Here is a 16,061-nt window from a genome sequence, read left to right as displayed (position 1 = left end):
GGTTTGGATTATTTGTACAGCGACAGCAGCAGCGCGCCGAAGATGCAAACGAACAGGCAAAGGCGCACCAGCGCCGGATGCCAGCTTTGGCGATAGGCGCCGATGTGGCTCAACACGCTGTCCAGCGCCACCTGCAGCAGCAAGCTGACGAGGAACAGCGGCAGCACGCCGGGTAGCAATACGCCGAAAAAGTCGATCTCACGCGGCATGGTGGGGTTCTCCTGTCGATAGCTGGTCCAGCAAGGACGTGTAAATGGAATGCAGGTCGGTCAGCGCCGTCTGCAGCGGCACGCGGCGTTCGGGCGCGGCGTCGGCCAGCACGGCGCGTACCGCGGTACCGGCGTGCAGCAGCGATTCCAGCGCGGTCGCGCCATGCGCCGGTGTCGGCGCGCGCAGGTAGTCGGCCAGTTGGCGCACCACTTGCTGCAGGCTGTGGCGCGCGGGGCCGGCCGGCGAGGCGGCGATCAACTGCCGCAGTTCGATCACCGCGTGGCCCAGTTCCAGCAAGGTCAGGCCCTGGCGCACCACCGAGCGCGCGGCGTCGCCTGGCGACGGCCCCGAGGCGGCGTTCAATTGGCTCAGGAGATCGCGCACGCGGTTGTCGAAGCGGCGCTTGAGCCGGTGCAGCGACGCCGTGCAGGCGTTCAGCGCCTCGCGCCACAGCGCTGCGGCGACATGGCCCTTGTGGCCCATCGTGTGCTCCGGCAGCACCACCTTGAACATCACGTAGGCCACCGCCACGCCCACCGTCAGCGACAATTCGCTGCTGATGAAGGCCTCGACGTCGTAGCGCATCTGGTTGGCCGGCACCAGCAGGGTGGCCGAGAACATGCCGATGCCGATGCCCACGCCCGCCCATTTGGGGCCTGTGCCGAGGTAGGAGCCCAGCGCCAGCAGCGGCAGGGCCGCCAGCACCATCGGACCGAAGTCGTCGGCGTGCGTCATCAGCAGGAACTCGCTCAGGAAGGCCAGCGGCATGGCGATCAGGAATCCGGTCAAGACCTGCTGCACCAGCGCCGTCGGGCGCGGCGACGACGACGCCAGGGCGCAAAAGATCGTCGCCATCAGGATGGCATTGACGGCGTAGGGCCAGGCCAGCCAGTACCACGCTGCGGCCGTGATCAGCAGGGTGGCGCCTGCCCGGAAGCCGCTGGCGATGACGATGGCGGGCGGCGTCTTCGGCGTGTAGGCGCCCGGATCGCTGACCTGCTGGCGCTCCTCACGCGCCAGGCCGTGGTACAGCGCCGCGAACTCCTCCAGGTCGCGCACGAAGCGCTCCAGCAGTTCGACCGCCGTGTCGAAGTCGATCTGCTGCGGGCGCCCGTCCAGTGGCGCGGCATCCAGTCGCGCGCGTGCCGCCGCGATGTCCTCGGCCAGCTCCACCCGCATCCGCGCCAATTGGCCTGCGGTCAGGTCGGGCTGCATCGCCTGCGCCAGGTGCGCGTGCATCGGCTCCACCAGGTCCAGCACCGGGCCGGTGGCGTTGATGCGCAGGCGGTGGATCAGGCGGTGCAGCGTGTAAAAGGTGGTCAGCACCGTCATGAAAGCCGCGTTGAAGGCGTGCAGCTGGCGCGTGTGGGAACGCGCGTGGTCGGCCTCGAAGAAGGCGGCGGCGCGGCCCGATTCCAGCGCGGCGATATCGGCGGCGAACTTCAGGTGGTTCAATTCCGCTTCGGCGGGCGACAGGCGCTGCTCCAGCACTTGCTGGCAAAAGGTGATGAAGCCGGCGTAGCGCGTCTGCACGGTGCGCATGACGGCGTGCGAATGGCGGCGCGGGAATATCACGTCGTGCACCACGGCTGCGCAAATGATACCCAGTCCGACCTCGCTCACGCGCGTCACGGCCAGGTTGAACACATGGGCCGGCGCGTCGATGGCGGGAATCACGATCATGCAGGCGGTGTAGCCGGCCAGTACAAAGCTATAGGATTGCTGGTTGCGGTGCATCGCCGCGCCGCCGGTGCACAGCGCGATCCACAGCGCCACGCCGATGAACAGCACCGGCGGCGATTGCGGGAACAGCGCCACCAGCAGCAGCGAGGCCGCGCAGCCGACCAGCGTGCCGAGAAAACGGTAGAAAGCTTTTTCCAGCACCATGCCGCTGCTGGGCAAGGCAAGGATCACGGTGGTGGCGAGCGCGGTGGAGGGAGAGTCGAGACCGAGGCGGAAGGCCAGCCACAAGGCGGAGAAGGCGGCCAGCATGGCCTTGGCGACGAACACCCAGCGCTGGCCTTCGGTGTTGAACCAGCCGGCGGTTTCCGCGCGCAGCCACGCAGCTCCCTGGTTCACCGCTCCCCGCGCCGCTTTGTGTTCCTGTGTTGGGGTGGCGGCGGAGGGAGGGTTCATGGTCAGCGTTGGTCTATGTAAGTGCTTCTAGGTTGTTCAACTGCCGTTTCAGCAGCGCTTCCAGTTGTTTGACTTCTTCTGCGTTGTAGCCGTCGTAGGCGTGGGTGGTGGCCGCCCATACTTCCGGCAGCACCTTGGCGATCAACGCGCGGCCGCTGTCGGTCAGCGAGATCATCACGCAGCGGCGGTCGCCCGGACGATTGCCGCGCGTGATCAGTCCCTGGGCTTCCAGGTCGTTGCACACGCGCGTCAGGTTGGCGGGCTTCTCCATGCAAGCCTCGCCCAGTGTGGAGGCGGTGGAGCTCTCGTCGTCCGAGCCATACAACACCGCCAGCACCATGTAGCTGGCGTCCACCAGATCGTACTTGCGCAGCGCGGCGTTGCTCAAATCTTTCATCCGTTTCTGGATGTGGTAGGTCATGCGCATCAGGCGCATCAGATCCTCGGGGAAGTCCGGCATGCGGGCATGGATGTTTTTCAGGCGTTTTTTAGTCGCTTCAAAACTGCTCATTGCCTTGCTCCTCTTATAATTTTTGAAGGATTGATTGTACTTGGAAGCTCGCCTGTTAATCTACCTTTATGCCCCCGCCAAGCGCCGACATCAGCAAAGCGTAGTTATCCAGTTGTTTGCTCGCCACTTGTGCCATTTGCTGCTGCTCATTTAACAAAGTCAGTTGCGCATTGATGACATTGAGCGAGTCGGTCATGCCGGCCTTGAAAGCCCGTTCGGCCAGCTGCTGCTGGCGGCGTGCCGACGCCAGCGCGCGCTGTGCCAACTGATCCTGTTGCTTGACGGAAGCGATACGCACCACCGCGTTGGCCACGTCGGACATGGCCTGCACCACGGTGGCGTTGTACTGCTCGACCGCACCGTCATACAGGGCGGTCTGGTTGCCGAGTTGGGCGCGCAACCTTCCGCCGTCGAAGATGGGCAGGCTGATGGCCGGCGTGATGCCGCGCATCTGCGAGTGGCTGTCGAGGAAGCGCGAGAACCCCAGCGACTGCACGCCGACAAAGGCCGCCAGGTTGATATTCGGGTAGAAGTCGGCCTTGGCTCCGGCGATGCGCGCGCCGGCCGCCTCCACGCGCCAGCGCTGGGCGACGATGTCGGGACGCCGGCCGACCAGTTCCGCCGGCAGCGTCTCGGGCACCGCTTCGCCGTGGCCCGCTTCAAGGGTCAGCTTCGGCCGGGCGATCGTTTCACCGTCGCCCGGTCCTTTGCCGATCAGTGCCGCCAGCTGGTTGCGCAGCAAGGCGATCGATTCGTCGATCTGCTCATGGTCGCGCCGTCCCGCCGGCAGTGTCGTCTCAATGTTGGCGACGTCGATGTCGCTCACCAGTCCCGCCGCGCGGCGCTTGCGCGTGATCTCGAGGATGCGCTGGCGCTGCGCCAGGTTGTCGGCCACGCTGTCCCGCAGCGCATAGTCGAGCGACAGCTGGATGTAGCTGCGCACGATGGCCGTTTCCAATGTCAGCCGCGCCATCTGCGCTTCGGCCGACGCCAGGCGCACGTCGTCCAGCGCGGCGGCCAGCACGTCGTGGTTGCGGCCCCACAGATCCAGGTCGTAAGAGCCGGACAGCGTGGCGGTGTTCTTCCAGGCGTAGTTGCCGGCCAGCGGAGCGGGCACGGTGCTGTGCGCGGAATACAGTTCGCGGTCGATGCTGGCCGAGGCGTCCACGCGCGGCAAGGTGCCCGCTTTGGCGACGCCGGCCAGCGACTCGGCCTGGCGCACGCGCGCCTGCGCCGCGCGCAGGCCCGGATTGTCGTCCAGCGCCGCGCCCACCAGCTGGTTGAGTTGTTCGTCGTGCAGCGCTTCCCACCAATGCTCCGCGGGCCAGGCCACGTCGGCGCTGGCGGCGCCGATGGCTTTACCGGCGTTCAGTTGCGCGGGCTTGAGCGCGACCGCTTGCGGCTTGATGCCGCCCATGTCCGCGCAGCCGCCCAACACCGCCAGCGCGCACGCCAGCAGGGCGGCGGCGAGGGGGCGTGGCGACGAATGCGTGGTCATGACGATCGGCTCTATGCGCGATTAGTTGGCGAAGTGCTTGCGGGTTTGGGCGACGTCGAAATCCGCTTCCGTTTGCAGCAGCGTGCCGTTCTTGCGCGCCTCGATGAATTCGGCTTGCACCTGGGCGCGGGTCAGGCCGGTCGGCTGCTGGGCCTTGCTGGCTGCGGCCGTAGTCGCGGCGGTAGCTGCGACGGCGTTTTGCGCGGCGGTGCTGGTGGCCGCCTTGGTGGTGCTGGCGCTGGCCGTCGCGGTGCTGGTCGCGCTAACGGCGGGCGAGGTGGTTTGCGCAATGGCGGCGGTACTGCCGGCGATGGCGAAAACAAGGGTGGCGGCGCGCAGCAGGTTGTTGGTGAGGGTGCTCATGATGTACTCCTTCTTGTGTGTATGGAGTAACTATATCTATGAATAGTACATTTGTAAAGTAAAAAATTCCTATCGTGACGATAGTGGGGTGCTTCATGGCGTCGGGCGTATATGCGAGTGGCCGCACTGACCGCCAGGCGCCGCAGTGGTCCAATCGGGTTTTCATTGGAAGGAGCAGATCATGTCTGACAGTACACTCGACCTCGATAACATCCCGGTAGGTAACGATCGCGTGCTGGGACGCGGCCACGGCACGCGTTCGCTCGGTCCGAGCGATAACTCCGATAGCGGCAGCGACGTCGCCGGCGATCCGGACCTGGCGCTCGACAGCGACACCGATGCCGAAGGCACCGGCGAGCGTGGCGACGTGGTCAGGGACAGGGTGGAGGCGGGCGCCGACATCGGTTTCGATCATGTCGCGCCGATGCCTGGCGGCGAAGCGATGGTGGACGCCGATTTTCACGACGTGGTGCCGCTGGAGGACGACGGCAGCGTGCCGGATGACGACCTGACGCCGGATCTGCAATTGGACGGCGGCGACAACTCGGACCCGAACGGGAAGCCGCCGTCCCGCCAATAAGCACTCTGTCAGCAGTCTATTTGTGGACGGACGATACCGCCCACAAATTGATGTCGCCTTCCTTGGCCTGCTCATCGATCGCGGCCAGTTCGTCGGCGCTGAAGGTGAGGTTCTTCAGCGCGGCGACGTTCTCGCGGATCTGCGCGCTGCTGCTGGCGCCGATCAACGTTGATGTGATGCGCGCGTCGCGCAGCACCCACGCCAGCGCCATCTGCGCTAGCGTCTGACCGCGCGCTTTGGCGATCTCGTTCAGCGCGCGCACGCGGGCCAGGTTTTCCTCGCTCAGGTGCGACGCCATCAGCGAGCCGCCACCCGGACGGTTGATGCGCGCGTCGGCCGGAATCCCGTTCAGATATTTGTCGCTCAGGATGCCCTGCGCCAGCGCGGTGAAGGTGATACAGCCGATGCCCTGTTTGCCGAGGGTGTCGAGCAGGTCTTCCTCGATCCAGCGGTTCAGCATATTGTAGGACGGCTGATGGATCAGGCACGGCACCTTCCACTCGTGCAGCAGACGCGCGGCTTCGGCGGTCTTCTCGGCCGAGTAGGACGATACCCCCACATATAACGCCTTGCCTTGCTGGACCGCGTGCGCCAGCGCGCCCATGGTTTCCTCCAGCGGCGTGGCCGGGTCGAAGCGGTGCGAGTAAAAGATATCGACGTAATCGAGCCCCATGCGTTTCAGGCTTTGATCGAGGCTGGCCAGCACGTACTTGCGCGAGCCGCCGCCCTGGCCATAGGGGCCGGGCCACATGTCCCAGCCGGCCTTGGTGGAGATGATCAATTCATCGCGGTAGGGCTGGAAGTCGGACTTGAACAAGTGGCCGAAATTCGATTCGGCGGAACCGTACGGCGGGCCGTAGTTGTTGGCCAGGTCGAAGTGGGTGATGCCCAGGTCGAAGGCGGTGCGCAGCATGTCGCGCTGCGAGGCGAGGTTGTTGGTGTCGCCGAAGTTGTGCCACAGGCCGAGCGACATCGCTGGCAGCTTCAAGCCGCTGCGGCCGCAGGTGCGGTATTGCATTTCTTCGTAGCGATGGGGTGAGGCGAGGTAGGTCATGGGTGTCTCCGGACAGATTAAAAAAAAAGCCCGACCCTCGCGAAGAGGACCGGGCTTTTTCAGCGATACCTAGTTCATTCAGGCGAAGTTGGCCGCCGCGAAGTCCCAGTTGGCCAGCTTGAAGAAGGTCTCCAGGTACTTAGGACGCACATTGCGGTAGTCGATGTAGTAAGCGTGTTCCCACAGATCGCAGGTGATGAGCGCTTTGGCATCGGTGGTCAGCGGGGTGGCGGCGTTCGAGGTGTTGACGATGTCCAGCGAACCGTCGGCCTTTTTCACCAGCCAGGTCCAGCTCGAACCGAAGTTGCCGACTGCCGACTTGGTGAACTCTTCCTTGAACTTGTCGAACGAACCCCACTTGGCGTTGATCGCGTCGGCCAGCGCGCCGTCCGGTGCGCCTTTGCCGTTTGGCGTCAGGCTGTTCCAGTAGAAGGTGTGGTTCCACACTTGCGCCGAGTTGTTGAACACGCCGCCGGACGACTTCTTGATGATCTCTTCGAGCGACAGGTTCTCGAACTCGGTGCCCTTGATCAGGTTGTTCAGGTTGGTGACATACGTCTGGTGGTGCTTACCATAGTGGTATTCCAGGGTTTCTTGCGAGATGTGCGGCGCCAGGGCGTCGATGGCATATGGCAGTGGTGGCAGGGTATGTTCCATTGTTATTCCTTTGTTTGGGGTGTTAAAACCGAGGGTGAATTATGGCGAAACGTTCATCATTGTAAAGCGGATAGGCTTTAGCTGCTCAAAAGGCCCGCTTTCCGTGTGGATACTCCGCAGCGCGCTCAGCGAACCCGGCGCGTGGTTTCGCGCACGATCAGTTCCAGCGGCGGAATCTCGCCCTGCGCGTCCTCGCCGTGGATCACGCGCAGCAGCGCGTGGGTGGCGATGCGGCCGATGTCGTACAGCGGCTGGCGGATCGTCGTCAGCGGCGGCGTGGTGTAGGACGACCCTGGCAGGTCATCGAAGCCGACCAGCGAAATGTCGTCCGGCACGCGGATACCCTTGCGGTACAAGGCCAGCCGCGCGCCATAGGCGCTCAGGTCGTTGGCCGCGAACACGGCCGTGAATTGCTGGTGCGTATCGAACAGCCGGTTCATCGCCATCATGCCGCTCGCTTCGTGGTAATTGCCCTCGACGATCAGGTGCGGGTCGGCCTCGATGCCGGCCTCGTCCAGCGCGCGCTTGTAGCCTTCCAGGCGCTCGTCGGCGTCCATGTTGTTGACCGGGCCGGAAATAAAGGCGATGCGGCGGTGGCCCAGCTCGATCAGATGGCGTACGGCAAGATAGGCGCCGTATTCGTTGTTAATCTTGAAGCCCAGCGCGGTGCGGGTCCTGAGCTCGCGGCCGGTCGAGACGATCGGCCTCTGGGTGGAGAAGGCCAGCACCGTCTCGTCCGAGATGCGCCCCGACAGCAGGATGATGCCGTCGACCTTGCGCGCGAGCAGCAGGCGGATGCGCTCGGCCTCCTCGTCGGCGTTCCAGTGGCCGCTGACGATGACGGAGGCGTAGCCCGTGCCCTTGAGGCCGTCGTCGACGCCGCGCAGCGTTTCGTCGAAGAAAGGGGAGGAAATATCCTGCACCACGATGCCGATGGTCATCGAGCGGCCTTTTTTCAGGCCCTGCGCCATCTGGTTGGGCGCGAAATTCATCTTCGCGATGGCGGCCAGCACGGCCTCGCGCTTGTCGTCGGAGACCTTGGCGGTGCCGTTGAGGATGCGGGAAACCGTACTGGGCGACACCCCCGCCTGGCGTGCAACATCCATCAGCGTCGATGGGCCGGAGTGGGAGGAGAGATCTGCCAAGGGGGAATCCTGTTGTTTAATTGTTATGAAAACCTTTTCACTCAAGGTTACCATAATCACTATCCTTTCGGCCAGTTCCAGTGCCGCATTGACTTCCGCAGCCGGCCGGTATTTAATGGAAAGTGCTGTTGAAAACGTTTTCATGGTAGCGCTGTCGTATAATCCGGACAACGAATCCGCACAGCGGCAGCAACAATAAAAAAGGAAGAGACATGGATCGCGCATCCTTTTCGCATCTGGCGAACGGCCCGCGCCTGCTGGCCGACATCGGCGGCACCAGCGCCAGCTTCGGCCTGGAGACGGCGCCCAATCAAATCGACGCCATCTGGGTCACCGACTGCGCCGCCTATCCCACGCTTGGCGCGGCGCTGGTGGCCTATCTGTCGCAGCCGGCCACGGTGGCGGCGGGCGGCTACCAGGCCCGCTTCGCCGGCATCGCCATCGCCAACCCGATCGACGGCGACTGGGTCACGATGACCAACCACCACTGGTCGTTCTCGATCGAAGCGGTGTGCTCGCAATTCAGCCTGAAATCGCTGGTGGTGGTGAACGACTTCACCGCGCTGGCAAGCGCCTTGCCGTATCTGGCCGCGGACCACAAGCGCCAGATCGGCGGCGGCGTGGCGCGCGCCGGCGCCACCATCGGCCTGGTGGGCGCGGATGCGGGACTGGGCGTATCCGGCCTGGTGCCGTCCGGTGTCGACGGCCGCTGGATCGCCATCGACAGCGAGGGAGGGCACAGCACCTTCGCGCCGATGAACGAACGCGAGATCGATATCCTGCGCTATGCGCGCCGCTATCACGAGCATGTGTCGAGCGAGCGGCTGGTGTCGGGCATCGGCCTGGGGCTGGTGTACCGCGCGCTGTGCGAACGCGCGCGCGTGGAGCCGCGTAACCTGAGTACGACCGAGATCATGGAGCGCGGCCTGCATCGGCTGTGCCCCGTGTGCGAGGAGACGCTGGAGGCGTTTTGCGAGATGCTCGGCACCGTGGCCGGCAATGTGGCGCTGACCCTGGGCGCCAAGGGCGGCATCTACATCGGCGGGCGCATCGTGCCGCAGATGAGCGACTTTTTCGAGCATTCCGGATTCCGTGCGCGCTTCGAGCAGAAGGGGCGGTTCTCGGACTATCTGTCGCACATCCCGACCTATGTCATCACCGAAGAATATCCGACCTTGATCGGCATGTCGGCGATGCTGTCGGCCGGTTAGCGTCGGCGGTTTAAACCAAACAAATTAGTCCAGCGACGGCTGCACCGAGTCGACGCCCACCTGCGCGCTGCCCTCGGCCAAGCGCAACGTCAACGTGCTGCGCGGGCGCAGCTGCGCCGGCGCGCGCACGATGGCGCCCTTGTCGTCGGTGACGATGGCGTAGCCGCGTTCCAGCGTGCGCTGAGGATTCAGCAGTTCCAGCTGCGACGACAGGGCGGCCAGCGCATGCCGGCGCCGGGCCAGTTGCGTGGCCACGCTGATGCCGGCGCGGTGGCGCAGGCCGTCGAGCGCCGACCGCGCCGCCCGCACGTCCGGCTTGTGCGCGGCCATCCGGCCGCTCAGGCGATCGAGCTGATAACGATACTGCGACAGCGGCATGCGGTTGGCGTGCATCATCGCAGTCGATAGCGCCAGCAATTTCAAACGCTGCTGCTTGATCTGCGCGCCCGGGTTGAGCAGGCGGCGCGTGTGGCTGTCCAGCGTTTGCGTCGCTTCGCTGACGCTGCGGCGCATCGCGCGGCGCAAGTCGGTGGCGTCGGCGCGCAGGGAGGCCAGCCAGTCCGCGCGCGGCGTGGCCGCCAGTTCGGCCGCCGCCGTCGGCGTGGCCGCGCGCAGATCGGCGGCGAAGTCGCAGATGGTAAAGTCGGTCTCGTGGCCGACGCCGGAGATCACCGGCATGCGGCAATTGGCCACCGCGTACGCGACATCCTCGTCGTTGAACGACCACAGATCCTCGATGCTGCCGCCGCCCCGGCACACGATCAGCACATCGCATTCGTTGCGCAGCGATGCCGTGTCGATGGCTGCGGCGATCTTCTCGGCCGCCAATTGTCCCTGTACCGGCGTCGGATACAGCACCACGCGCACGTGCGGTGCGCGCCGCTTGAGCGCCGTCAGCACGTCGCGCAGCGCCGCCGCCTGCGGGCTGGTGACGACGCCGATCGCGCGCGGGAACATCGGCAGTGCGCGTTTGCGGTCGGCGTGGAACAGGCCCGCCGCGTCCAGCTTTTCCTTCAACCGCTGGAACGCCTCGAACAGCGATCCGACGCCTGCGCGGCGTATCGCCTCGACATTGATCTGGTAGTCACCGCGCGCGCCATACAGCGTCACCAGCGCCCGCACCTCGACCTTGTCGCCCTCGCGGGGAATGAAGTCGGCGTACTGCGCCCGTCCGCGAAACATCACCGCCCGCACCTGGGCGGCATTGTCCTTGAGCGTGAAGTACCAGTGACCGGAGCTGGCGCGGGTGAAGTTGGACACTTCGCCGCCGATCCATGCGAGAGGGAAAGAGCGCTCGAGCAGCCGCGCGACTGCTTGGTTGAGCGCGGTCACGGTCATCACGGGGGCGGCGGCGGGGGCGGGGGCGGAATCGGAGCGGTCGTCGAACATCGTTGATTTCAAAAAAATAAGCTATCCACACAATGTGCGTTTGGTCACACAGCGGTCATATGCCATAAAAAGCAGGAGCTATTATAGGTAGGTATTTGATTTTAAAAGCTAAAATTTCTGCCGTATTTACGTGCAGCGGCGAAAAAGCCTTATGGATCAAGCACTTTGCGGACTGGCAACGCAGTTACGCACAAAGTTATCCACATATGTTGTGCGCAACTCGTGTGAGCGATAGTCGTTTTCTTCTTGCCGATTAGATATGCCTAAAATTTTTGCAGAGAAAGTATGCTGAGCAAAATCAAAGGGTTAGCTCATCGGGGAAAGTATTGCGCACAATTTTATCCACAGAATTTGTGCAGAACTGTGTCTCACGGCACGGCTCACACGCCAAGGGACTGGCGTCTTGCCGATGCGGACGATTGCTATCGGTTCGATACGCAAGAGTGAAAACGATATGCTTCGTTTTTGAGCATTGGAAGTTTTATTATACGAATCAAGGGCATAGGCTTGCCAACATGGGCTTGCTAACAATCTTATCCACACAAAATGTGCAGAAGTGCAAAGGTTGTCGCGATAGGTCGACAATATCGCTATCCGGGCCGTTTTTCCATGCCAAGTTGCGCTACTCAGCCATCGTGCCTGAATTTTACTCAAAGGAAAAAAACCTATATGAATCAACGTTCTTTCACCATGTGGAAGCCGTTGCGCACAATCTTATCCACAATTAATGTGCAGAAGTTCCAGGTATTTTGAGTTACTGGTCAGGCTAGTTCAGCCATCCGGGGTGTGCGCTTATTTTGCGCATGGCGAAATTATCCTTAAAAATCAATAGCCTGCAACTTGTGGGATGGCCTTGCTAACAATCTTATCCACAAATTTTGTGCAGAAGTGCACAAGCCGACGGCTAGCGGCTTAAAAGTTGTGTTGTGCATAAGTAGTTGGGTGGATATCAGCCCGAGCCGGCACCCATGCCGGTTTTTTGCGCAGGATAACAAACATCATTGAAATCAATAGCATGCGTGGCAACGGCATGGCTTGCGCACAATCTTATCAACAGAATGTGGGCATAAGTTGGCACAAATTATGCGAGGCATAAACCGGGCCAGCGGGCTCAAGCCTGCGCTAATTTTGGGCTGTCGAACTTTTCTGTTTAAAATCAATAGTTTGGATAGTGTCCCATGGCATTGCACACATTGTTGTCCACAGAAAATGTGCAGAACTCCCAATCGCCTGCTACTTGCCGAGTGTCGTCCAACAAGATACATTGCGCCTTCGGGTCCACATCACTACAGGAGTTCGTTTTGCTCGCTATTTTCCAGGCCGCAGGTTGGCCCATCTGGTTGTTGTTGATCGCATCGATCGTTGCCACGGCCCTGATCATCGAACGGTTGCTGTATCTGCGACGGAGCAAAATCCTGCCGAAGAAGTTGCTGGACGAGGTGGTGCAGATTTATCGCGGCGGCAACGTCAACACCGGCGTCATCGACAAGCTGGAAAAAAGTTCCCCGCTGGGCGTGGTGCTGTCGGCGGCGCTGCGCAACGTCGACGCGCCGCGCGACGTGATGAAGGAATCCATCGAAGAGGCCGGCAGCGGCGTGGCCCACACGCTGGAACGCTTCCTCACCACACTGGGCACCATCGCGACCCTGGCGCCGCTGATGGGGCTGTTCGGCACGGTGGTCGGCATGATCGAGATTTTCGGTTCGCAAAACAGCTCCGGCTCCAACCCGGCGCAACTGGCCCACGGCATTTCAGTGGCCTTGTATAACACCGGCTTCGGCCTGGCGATCGCCATGCCCACCCTGGTGTTCTACCGCCACTTCCGCGCGCTGGTGGACAGCTTCGTCATCGAGATGGAGCAGCAGGCGGTGAAGTTTGTCGACATCGTGCACAGCAAGCGCAAGTGAGGACGTCCGCATGAATTTCCGCAAAGGCCGGCACCGCGAGGACCCCGAGATCAACCTGATCCCGTTCATCGACGTGCTGCTGGTGATTCTGATTTTCCTGATGGTGTCGACCACCTACAGCAAGTTCACCGAGCTGCAGATCACCTTGCCGACCGCCGACGCGCAGAAGCAGGAAGACAAGCCGTTCGAGCTGAACGTGACCGTCGACGCCAAGGGCAACTACACGATCAACGACGAGCCGGTATCGTTCCGCGACGTCGCCGGGTTGGCGCAGTCGATGAAGGCGGCGGCCGACAAGGGTAACCAGCCGGGCAAGTCGCCGGTGGTCATCGTCAACGCCGACCAGTTCGCCATGCACCAGATGGTGATCAACGTGATGGAGGCGGCCCGCATCGCCGGCTACGAGAAGCTGACCTTTGCCGCGCAGACCGGTGCCGGCAAATAAGTGTCCGCGCCTTCCGTCTCTTCTCCGGCCAAGTCGTCCGCGCTTGAGACCACGCTGACGCGCAACTGGCTGCGGCGTGGCCCGCTCGCTTGCGCGCTGTGGCCGCTCTCCCTGCTGTTTCGCGCGGTCAGCGGTGCGCGCGCCGGGCTGTACCGGGCCGGCCTGCTGAAGTCGTCGCGGTTGCCGGTGCCGGTGGTGGTGGTGGGTAATATCTACATCGGCGGCACCGGCAAGACGCCGCTGACGATCTGGCTGGTGCAAGCTCTGCAGGCGGCCGGCATGCGGCCGGGTGTCGTCTCGCGCGGCCACGGCAGCGACGCCGACGGCGCGCGCGAAGTCGGCGCGGCGTCTACACCGGCCGAGGTCGGCGACGAGCCCTTGCTGATCCGCCAGCGCACCGGCTGTCCGGTCATGGTCGGGCGCGACCGCGCCGCCACCGGACGCGCGCTGCTGGCGGCCCATCCCGAGGTCGACATCATTCTGACCGACGACGGCTTGCAGCATTACGCGCTGCAACGCGATATCGAGATCATCCTGTTCGACGGCCGGGGCGCCGGCAACGGCTGGCTGCTGCCGGCCGGGCCGCTGCGCGAGCCGGTCTCGCGCCGGCGCGATTTCACCGTCATCAACACGCCGCTGCTGACCGGCGAGCTGATGCGCACGGTCGGCGCGGGCGGGCAGCCGATCCAGATGGCGCTGGAGGGCGGATACGCCGAACAATTGCGCGACCGTTCGCAGCGCCGCGCGTTGTCCGCCCTGGACCAGCCCGGTGTGCGGCTGGCGGCGGCGGCCGGCATCGGCAATCCGGCGCGCTTCTTCGGCATGCTCAAGGCCGCCGGCCTGTCCATCGCCGAGCTGCCCTTGCCCGATCATCACGACTTCGCCGACCGCCCGTTCGCGCGGCTGGAGGCCGATATCATCTTGATGACCGAGAAGGATGCAGTAAAATGTGCGCAAATTGAAGAACTCAGAGACGACCCGCGACTGTGGGTCGTCCCGGTAACGGCGCGCATCGACGCGGCGCTGGCCGACCAAATCGTGGAGAAATGTCGTGGACGCTAGATTGCTTGATATCCTGGTATGCCCGGTCTGCAAAGGCCCCCTTGAGTACGATAAGAAAGCACAGGAAATGATCTGCAAGGGCGACCGCCTGGCATATCCGATCCGCGACGGCATTCCGATCATGTGGGCCGATGAAGCCCGCACGCTGCAAGATAAGGTGGATTGAGCGGTGCCGTCGGTCTCTTCCCCGGTGTCCCCGTTCGTCGTGATCATCCCGGCGCGGCTGGCGTCGACCCGCTTGCCGAACAAGCCGCTGGCTGATCTCGGCGGCAAGCCGATGGTGGTCCGCGTGGCCGAGCGCGCCGCGTTGTCGGGCGCCGCTCGCATCATCGTCGCCACCGACCACGAGGATATCCGCGCCGCCTGTGTGCTGCACGGCGTGGAAGTGTGCATGACGCGCGCCGACCATCCGTCCGGCACCGACCGTATCGCCGAAGTGGCGCGCACGCTGAACCTGCCGGCCGACGCCGTTGTCGTCAACCTGCAGGGCGACGAGCCGCTGATCGACCCGGCGCTGCTGCAAGCGGCCGCCGCCCGCATCGGCGCCGACGTGCCGATGTCGACTTGCGCGCACCCGCTGCACGACGCCGCCGACGCCTTCAACCCGAACGTCGTCAAGGTGGTGTTGGACAAGGCCGGCCGGGCCCTGTATTTTTCCCGCGCGACCATACCGTGGAACCGCGACGCCTTTGCGCAGTCCAAAGAAGCACTGCCAGCAGACTATGTACCGCTCCGTCACATCGGACTGTACGCCTATCGCAATGATTTCCTGCAAGCCTATCCGGCGCTGGAAGCCTCGCCGCTGGAATCGATCGAAGCGCTGGAACAGCTGCGCGTGCTGTGGCACGGCTATCCGATCGCCGTCCATGTCACCGACTCGGCGCCGGCCGCCGGCGTCGACACGCCGGAAGATCTGGCGCGCGTGCGATTGTTGTATCCGTCGCTGTCTTGATATAGATCAGCTTACCGGCATAAATCAATCATAAACAGCGAGCAAGTGCGATATTCATACGGAATATCTCTGTATGCTCCTGTTTTGCCGCTGAAGGGCGGCGCAAGCCGTCACAAATTGGCGTTTAGACGAAGTTTTGTGGTAAGTTTCGTACCAACATAGTCGGACTTACAGTATTTCTACTGTCTCCACGCAAACACTCACCACATCCAAAATCTGTTTTAGGAATTTTTTTCATGCGTCTTATTCTTTTAGGGGCACCAGGTGCAGGCAAGGGCACCCAGGCTAATTTCATCAAAGAAAAATACAACATCCCGCAGATCTCGACCGGCGACATGTTGCGCGCCGCGATCAAGGCCGGCACGGAGTTGGGCGTAGCCGCCAAAAAAGTGATGGATGCGGGTGGTCTGGTCTCGGACGACATCATCATCGGCCTGGTCCAGGAGCGTTTGCAGCAGCCCGACTGCGCCAACGGCTACCTGTTCGATGGCTTCCCGCGCACCGTCGCGCAAGCCGACTCGATGAAGGATAACGGCGTGGCCGTCGACTACGTGCTGGAAATCGACGTGCCGGACGAGTCGATCATCGAGCGCATGGACGGCCGCCGCGTGCACGCGGGTTCGGGCCGCGTCTACCACGTCAAGTTCAATCCGCCCAAGGTCGACGGCAAGGACGACGTCACCGGCGAAGACCTGGTGCAGCGCGACGACGACAAGGCCGAGACCGTCAAAAAACGGTTGGACGTATACCACAATCAAACTGAAGTGCTGCTGGGTTACTACAACACCTGGGCACAGTCGGGCGAGCCCGGCGCGCCGAAATACCGCCGCATCGCCGGCGTCGGTCCGGTGGAGCAAATTCGCGACAGCGCGTTTGCCGCGCTCGCCAAATAAAAGGTAAAGTAGAGCGGACCGAGTGTCCGCTTTTTTTTCGCCCTTGTT

Annotated in this window: 17 protein-coding genes; 8 read left to right on the top strand and 9 right to left on the bottom strand. The window is 63.1% G+C overall.

From position 1 onward, the window contains the following. Positions 1–8 precede the first annotated feature (8 nt). From ACZ0BA_RS15285 to ACZ0BA_RS15265, 5 genes are read right to left on the bottom strand one after another with little or no spacing between them, the layout of a single operon-like run. Positions 9–209: a DUF1656 domain-containing protein gene (locus ACZ0BA_RS15285; protein ID WP_463452075.1), complete on the bottom strand. Its 201-nt coding sequence runs from the start codon at positions 207–209 to the stop codon at positions 9–11. Beyond that, entirely contained in the window at positions 199–2,346 is a 2,148-nt protein-coding gene (locus ACZ0BA_RS15280) for an FUSC family protein (protein WP_463452074.1), read from the bottom strand. The genes ACZ0BA_RS15285 and ACZ0BA_RS15280 overlap by 11 nt, the downstream gene beginning before the upstream one ends. Before the next feature lie 13 nt (positions 2,347–2,359). Beyond that, on the bottom strand, positions 2,360–2,857 hold the full coding sequence (locus tag ACZ0BA_RS15275; protein ID WP_463452073.1) for a MarR family winged helix-turn-helix transcriptional regulator: 498 nt from the start codon (positions 2,855–2,857) through the stop codon (positions 2,360–2,362). A gap of 55 nt (positions 2,858–2,912) precedes the next feature. After that, positions 2,913–4,355: an efflux transporter outer membrane subunit gene (locus tag ACZ0BA_RS15270; RefSeq protein ID WP_463452072.1), complete on the bottom strand. Its 1,443-nt coding sequence runs from the start codon at positions 4,353–4,355 to the stop codon at positions 2,913–2,915. A gap of 21 nt (positions 4,356–4,376) precedes the next feature. Then, a complete protein-coding gene (locus ACZ0BA_RS15265) occupies positions 4,377–4,718 on the bottom strand; it encodes a DUF4148 domain-containing protein (RefSeq protein ID WP_463452071.1) in 342 nt (113 codons plus the stop codon). A gap of 181 nt (positions 4,719–4,899) precedes the next feature. On the opposite strand from ACZ0BA_RS15265, the gene ACZ0BA_RS15260 reads away from it, so the two are divergent. Next, the gene (locus ACZ0BA_RS15260) at positions 4,900–5,298 is read left to right on the top strand and encodes a hypothetical protein (protein ID WP_463452070.1); all 399 of its coding nucleotides are present in this window, start codon (positions 4,900–4,902) and stop codon (positions 5,296–5,298) included. Between the two features lie 16 nt (positions 5,299–5,314). Here ACZ0BA_RS15260 and mgrA read toward each other — a convergent pair whose 3' ends face one another. The 3 genes from mgrA to ACZ0BA_RS15245 all read right to left on the bottom strand — a co-directional run bounded on the left by mgrA (position 5,315) and on the right by ACZ0BA_RS15245 (position 8,115). Continuing rightward, positions 5,315–6,352 (bottom strand): L-glyceraldehyde 3-phosphate reductase, encoded by a 1,038-nt coding sequence (gene mgrA, locus ACZ0BA_RS15255; protein ID WP_463452069.1) that lies wholly within the window; start codon positions 6,350–6,352, stop codon positions 5,315–5,317. A gap of 78 nt (positions 6,353–6,430) precedes the next feature. After that, on the bottom strand, positions 6,431–7,009 hold the full coding sequence (sodB, locus tag ACZ0BA_RS15250) for a superoxide dismutase [Fe] (protein WP_315217024.1): 579 nt from the start codon (positions 7,007–7,009) through the stop codon (positions 6,431–6,433). A gap of 125 nt (positions 7,010–7,134) precedes the next feature. Then, positions 7,135–8,115, bottom strand: a complete 981-nt coding sequence (locus ACZ0BA_RS15245; RefSeq protein WP_463454764.1) for a LacI family DNA-binding transcriptional regulator — start codon at positions 8,113–8,115, stop codon at positions 7,135–7,137. Positions 8,116–8,366: 251 nt separating this feature from the next. Here ACZ0BA_RS15245 and ACZ0BA_RS15240 point away from each other — a divergent pair, with 251 nt between their 5' ends. Then, positions 8,367–9,365 (top strand): glucokinase, encoded by a 999-nt coding sequence (locus ACZ0BA_RS15240; RefSeq protein ID WP_463452068.1) that lies wholly within the window; start codon positions 8,367–8,369, stop codon positions 9,363–9,365. 24 nt (positions 9,366–9,389) lie between these two features. Here the strand turns inward: ACZ0BA_RS15240 and xseA are convergent, their stop codons facing one another. Beyond that, a complete protein-coding gene (xseA, locus tag ACZ0BA_RS15235; RefSeq protein WP_463454763.1) occupies positions 9,390–10,754 on the bottom strand; it encodes an exodeoxyribonuclease VII large subunit in 1,365 nt (454 codons plus the stop codon). A 1,301-nt stretch (positions 10,755–12,055) separates the two neighbouring features. On the opposite strand from xseA, the gene ACZ0BA_RS15230 reads away from it, so the two are divergent. The 6 genes from ACZ0BA_RS15230 (at position 12,056) to adk (ending at position 16,013) form a co-directional block, all read left to right on the top strand. Further along, the gene (locus ACZ0BA_RS15230; RefSeq protein WP_463452067.1) at positions 12,056–12,661 is read left to right on the top strand and encodes a MotA/TolQ/ExbB proton channel family protein; all 606 of its coding nucleotides are present in this window, start codon (positions 12,056–12,058) and stop codon (positions 12,659–12,661) included. Between the two features lie 10 nt (positions 12,662–12,671). Next, positions 12,672–13,106: an ExbD/TolR family protein gene (locus tag ACZ0BA_RS15225; RefSeq protein WP_463452066.1), complete on the top strand. Its 435-nt coding sequence runs from the start codon at positions 12,672–12,674 to the stop codon at positions 13,104–13,106. Beyond that, the gene (lpxK, locus tag ACZ0BA_RS15220; protein WP_463452065.1) at positions 13,107–14,168 is read left to right on the top strand and encodes a tetraacyldisaccharide 4'-kinase; all 1,062 of its coding nucleotides are present in this window, start codon (positions 13,107–13,109) and stop codon (positions 14,166–14,168) included. It abuts the gene before it with no gap. After that, positions 14,158–14,334, top strand: coding sequence for a Trm112 family protein (locus ACZ0BA_RS15215; RefSeq protein WP_463452064.1), 177 nt, complete (start codon positions 14,158–14,160; stop codon positions 14,332–14,334). Before lpxK ends, ACZ0BA_RS15215 begins: the two co-directional genes overlap by 11 nt. A gap of 3 nt (positions 14,335–14,337) precedes the next feature. Continuing rightward, on the top strand, positions 14,338–15,120 hold the full coding sequence (kdsB, locus tag ACZ0BA_RS15210; RefSeq protein ID WP_463452063.1) for a 3-deoxy-manno-octulosonate cytidylyltransferase: 783 nt from the start codon (positions 14,338–14,340) through the stop codon (positions 15,118–15,120). A 236-nt stretch (positions 15,121–15,356) separates the two neighbouring features. Further along, the gene (gene adk, locus ACZ0BA_RS15205; RefSeq protein ID WP_463452062.1) at positions 15,357–16,013 is read left to right on the top strand and encodes an adenylate kinase; all 657 of its coding nucleotides are present in this window, start codon (positions 15,357–15,359) and stop codon (positions 16,011–16,013) included. Positions 16,014–16,061: the final 48 nt, after the last annotated feature.

This window comes from Duganella sp. AC917, from assembly GCF_979258245.1.
Note: the sequence above shows the minus strand (reverse complement) of the source record. Positions and strands in the feature narration are given on the sequence as shown.

Bases quoted from the DNA above. Each gene is read 5' to 3' on its own strand.
- ACZ0BA_RS15245 (WP_463454764.1), bottom strand. From the start codon at position 8,115: ATGGATGTTGCACGCCAGGCGGGGGTGTCGCCCAGTACGGTTTCCCGC.
- xseA (WP_463454763.1), bottom strand. From the start codon at position 10,754: ATGTTCGACGACCGCTCCGATTCCGCCCCCGCCCCCGCCGCCGCCCCC.
- mgrA (WP_463452069.1), bottom strand. From the start codon at position 6,352: ATGACCTACCTCGCCTCACCCCATCGCTACGAAGAAATGCAATACCGC.
- adk (WP_463452062.1), top strand. From the start codon at position 15,357: ATGCGTCTTATTCTTTTAGGGGCACCAGGTGCAGGCAAGGGCACCCAG.
- ACZ0BA_RS15225 (WP_463452066.1), top strand. From the start codon at position 12,672: ATGAATTTCCGCAAAGGCCGGCACCGCGAGGACCCCGAGATCAACCTG.
- ACZ0BA_RS15240 (WP_463452068.1), top strand. From the start codon at position 8,367: ATGGATCGCGCATCCTTTTCGCATCTGGCGAACGGCCCGCGCCTGCTG.
- ACZ0BA_RS15275 (WP_463452073.1), bottom strand. From the start codon at position 2,857: ATGAGCAGTTTTGAAGCGACTAAAAAACGCCTGAAAAACATCCATGCC.
- ACZ0BA_RS15260 (WP_463452070.1), top strand. From the start codon at position 4,900: ATGTCTGACAGTACACTCGACCTCGATAACATCCCGGTAGGTAACGAT.
- ACZ0BA_RS15285 (WP_463452075.1), bottom strand. From the start codon at position 209: ATGCCGCGTGAGATCGACTTTTTCGGCGTATTGCTACCCGGCGTGCTG.
- ACZ0BA_RS15265 (WP_463452071.1), bottom strand. From the start codon at position 4,718: ATGAGCACCCTCACCAACAACCTGCTGCGCGCCGCCACCCTTGTTTTC.
- sodB (WP_315217024.1), bottom strand. From the start codon at position 7,009: ATGGAACATACCCTGCCACCACTGCCATATGCCATCGACGCCCTGGCG.
- ACZ0BA_RS15280 (WP_463452074.1), bottom strand. From the start codon at position 2,346: ATGAACCCTCCCTCCGCCGCCACCCCAACACAGGAACACAAAGCGGCG.
- ACZ0BA_RS15270 (WP_463452072.1), bottom strand. From the start codon at position 4,355: ATGACCACGCATTCGTCGCCACGCCCCCTCGCCGCCGCCCTGCTGGCG.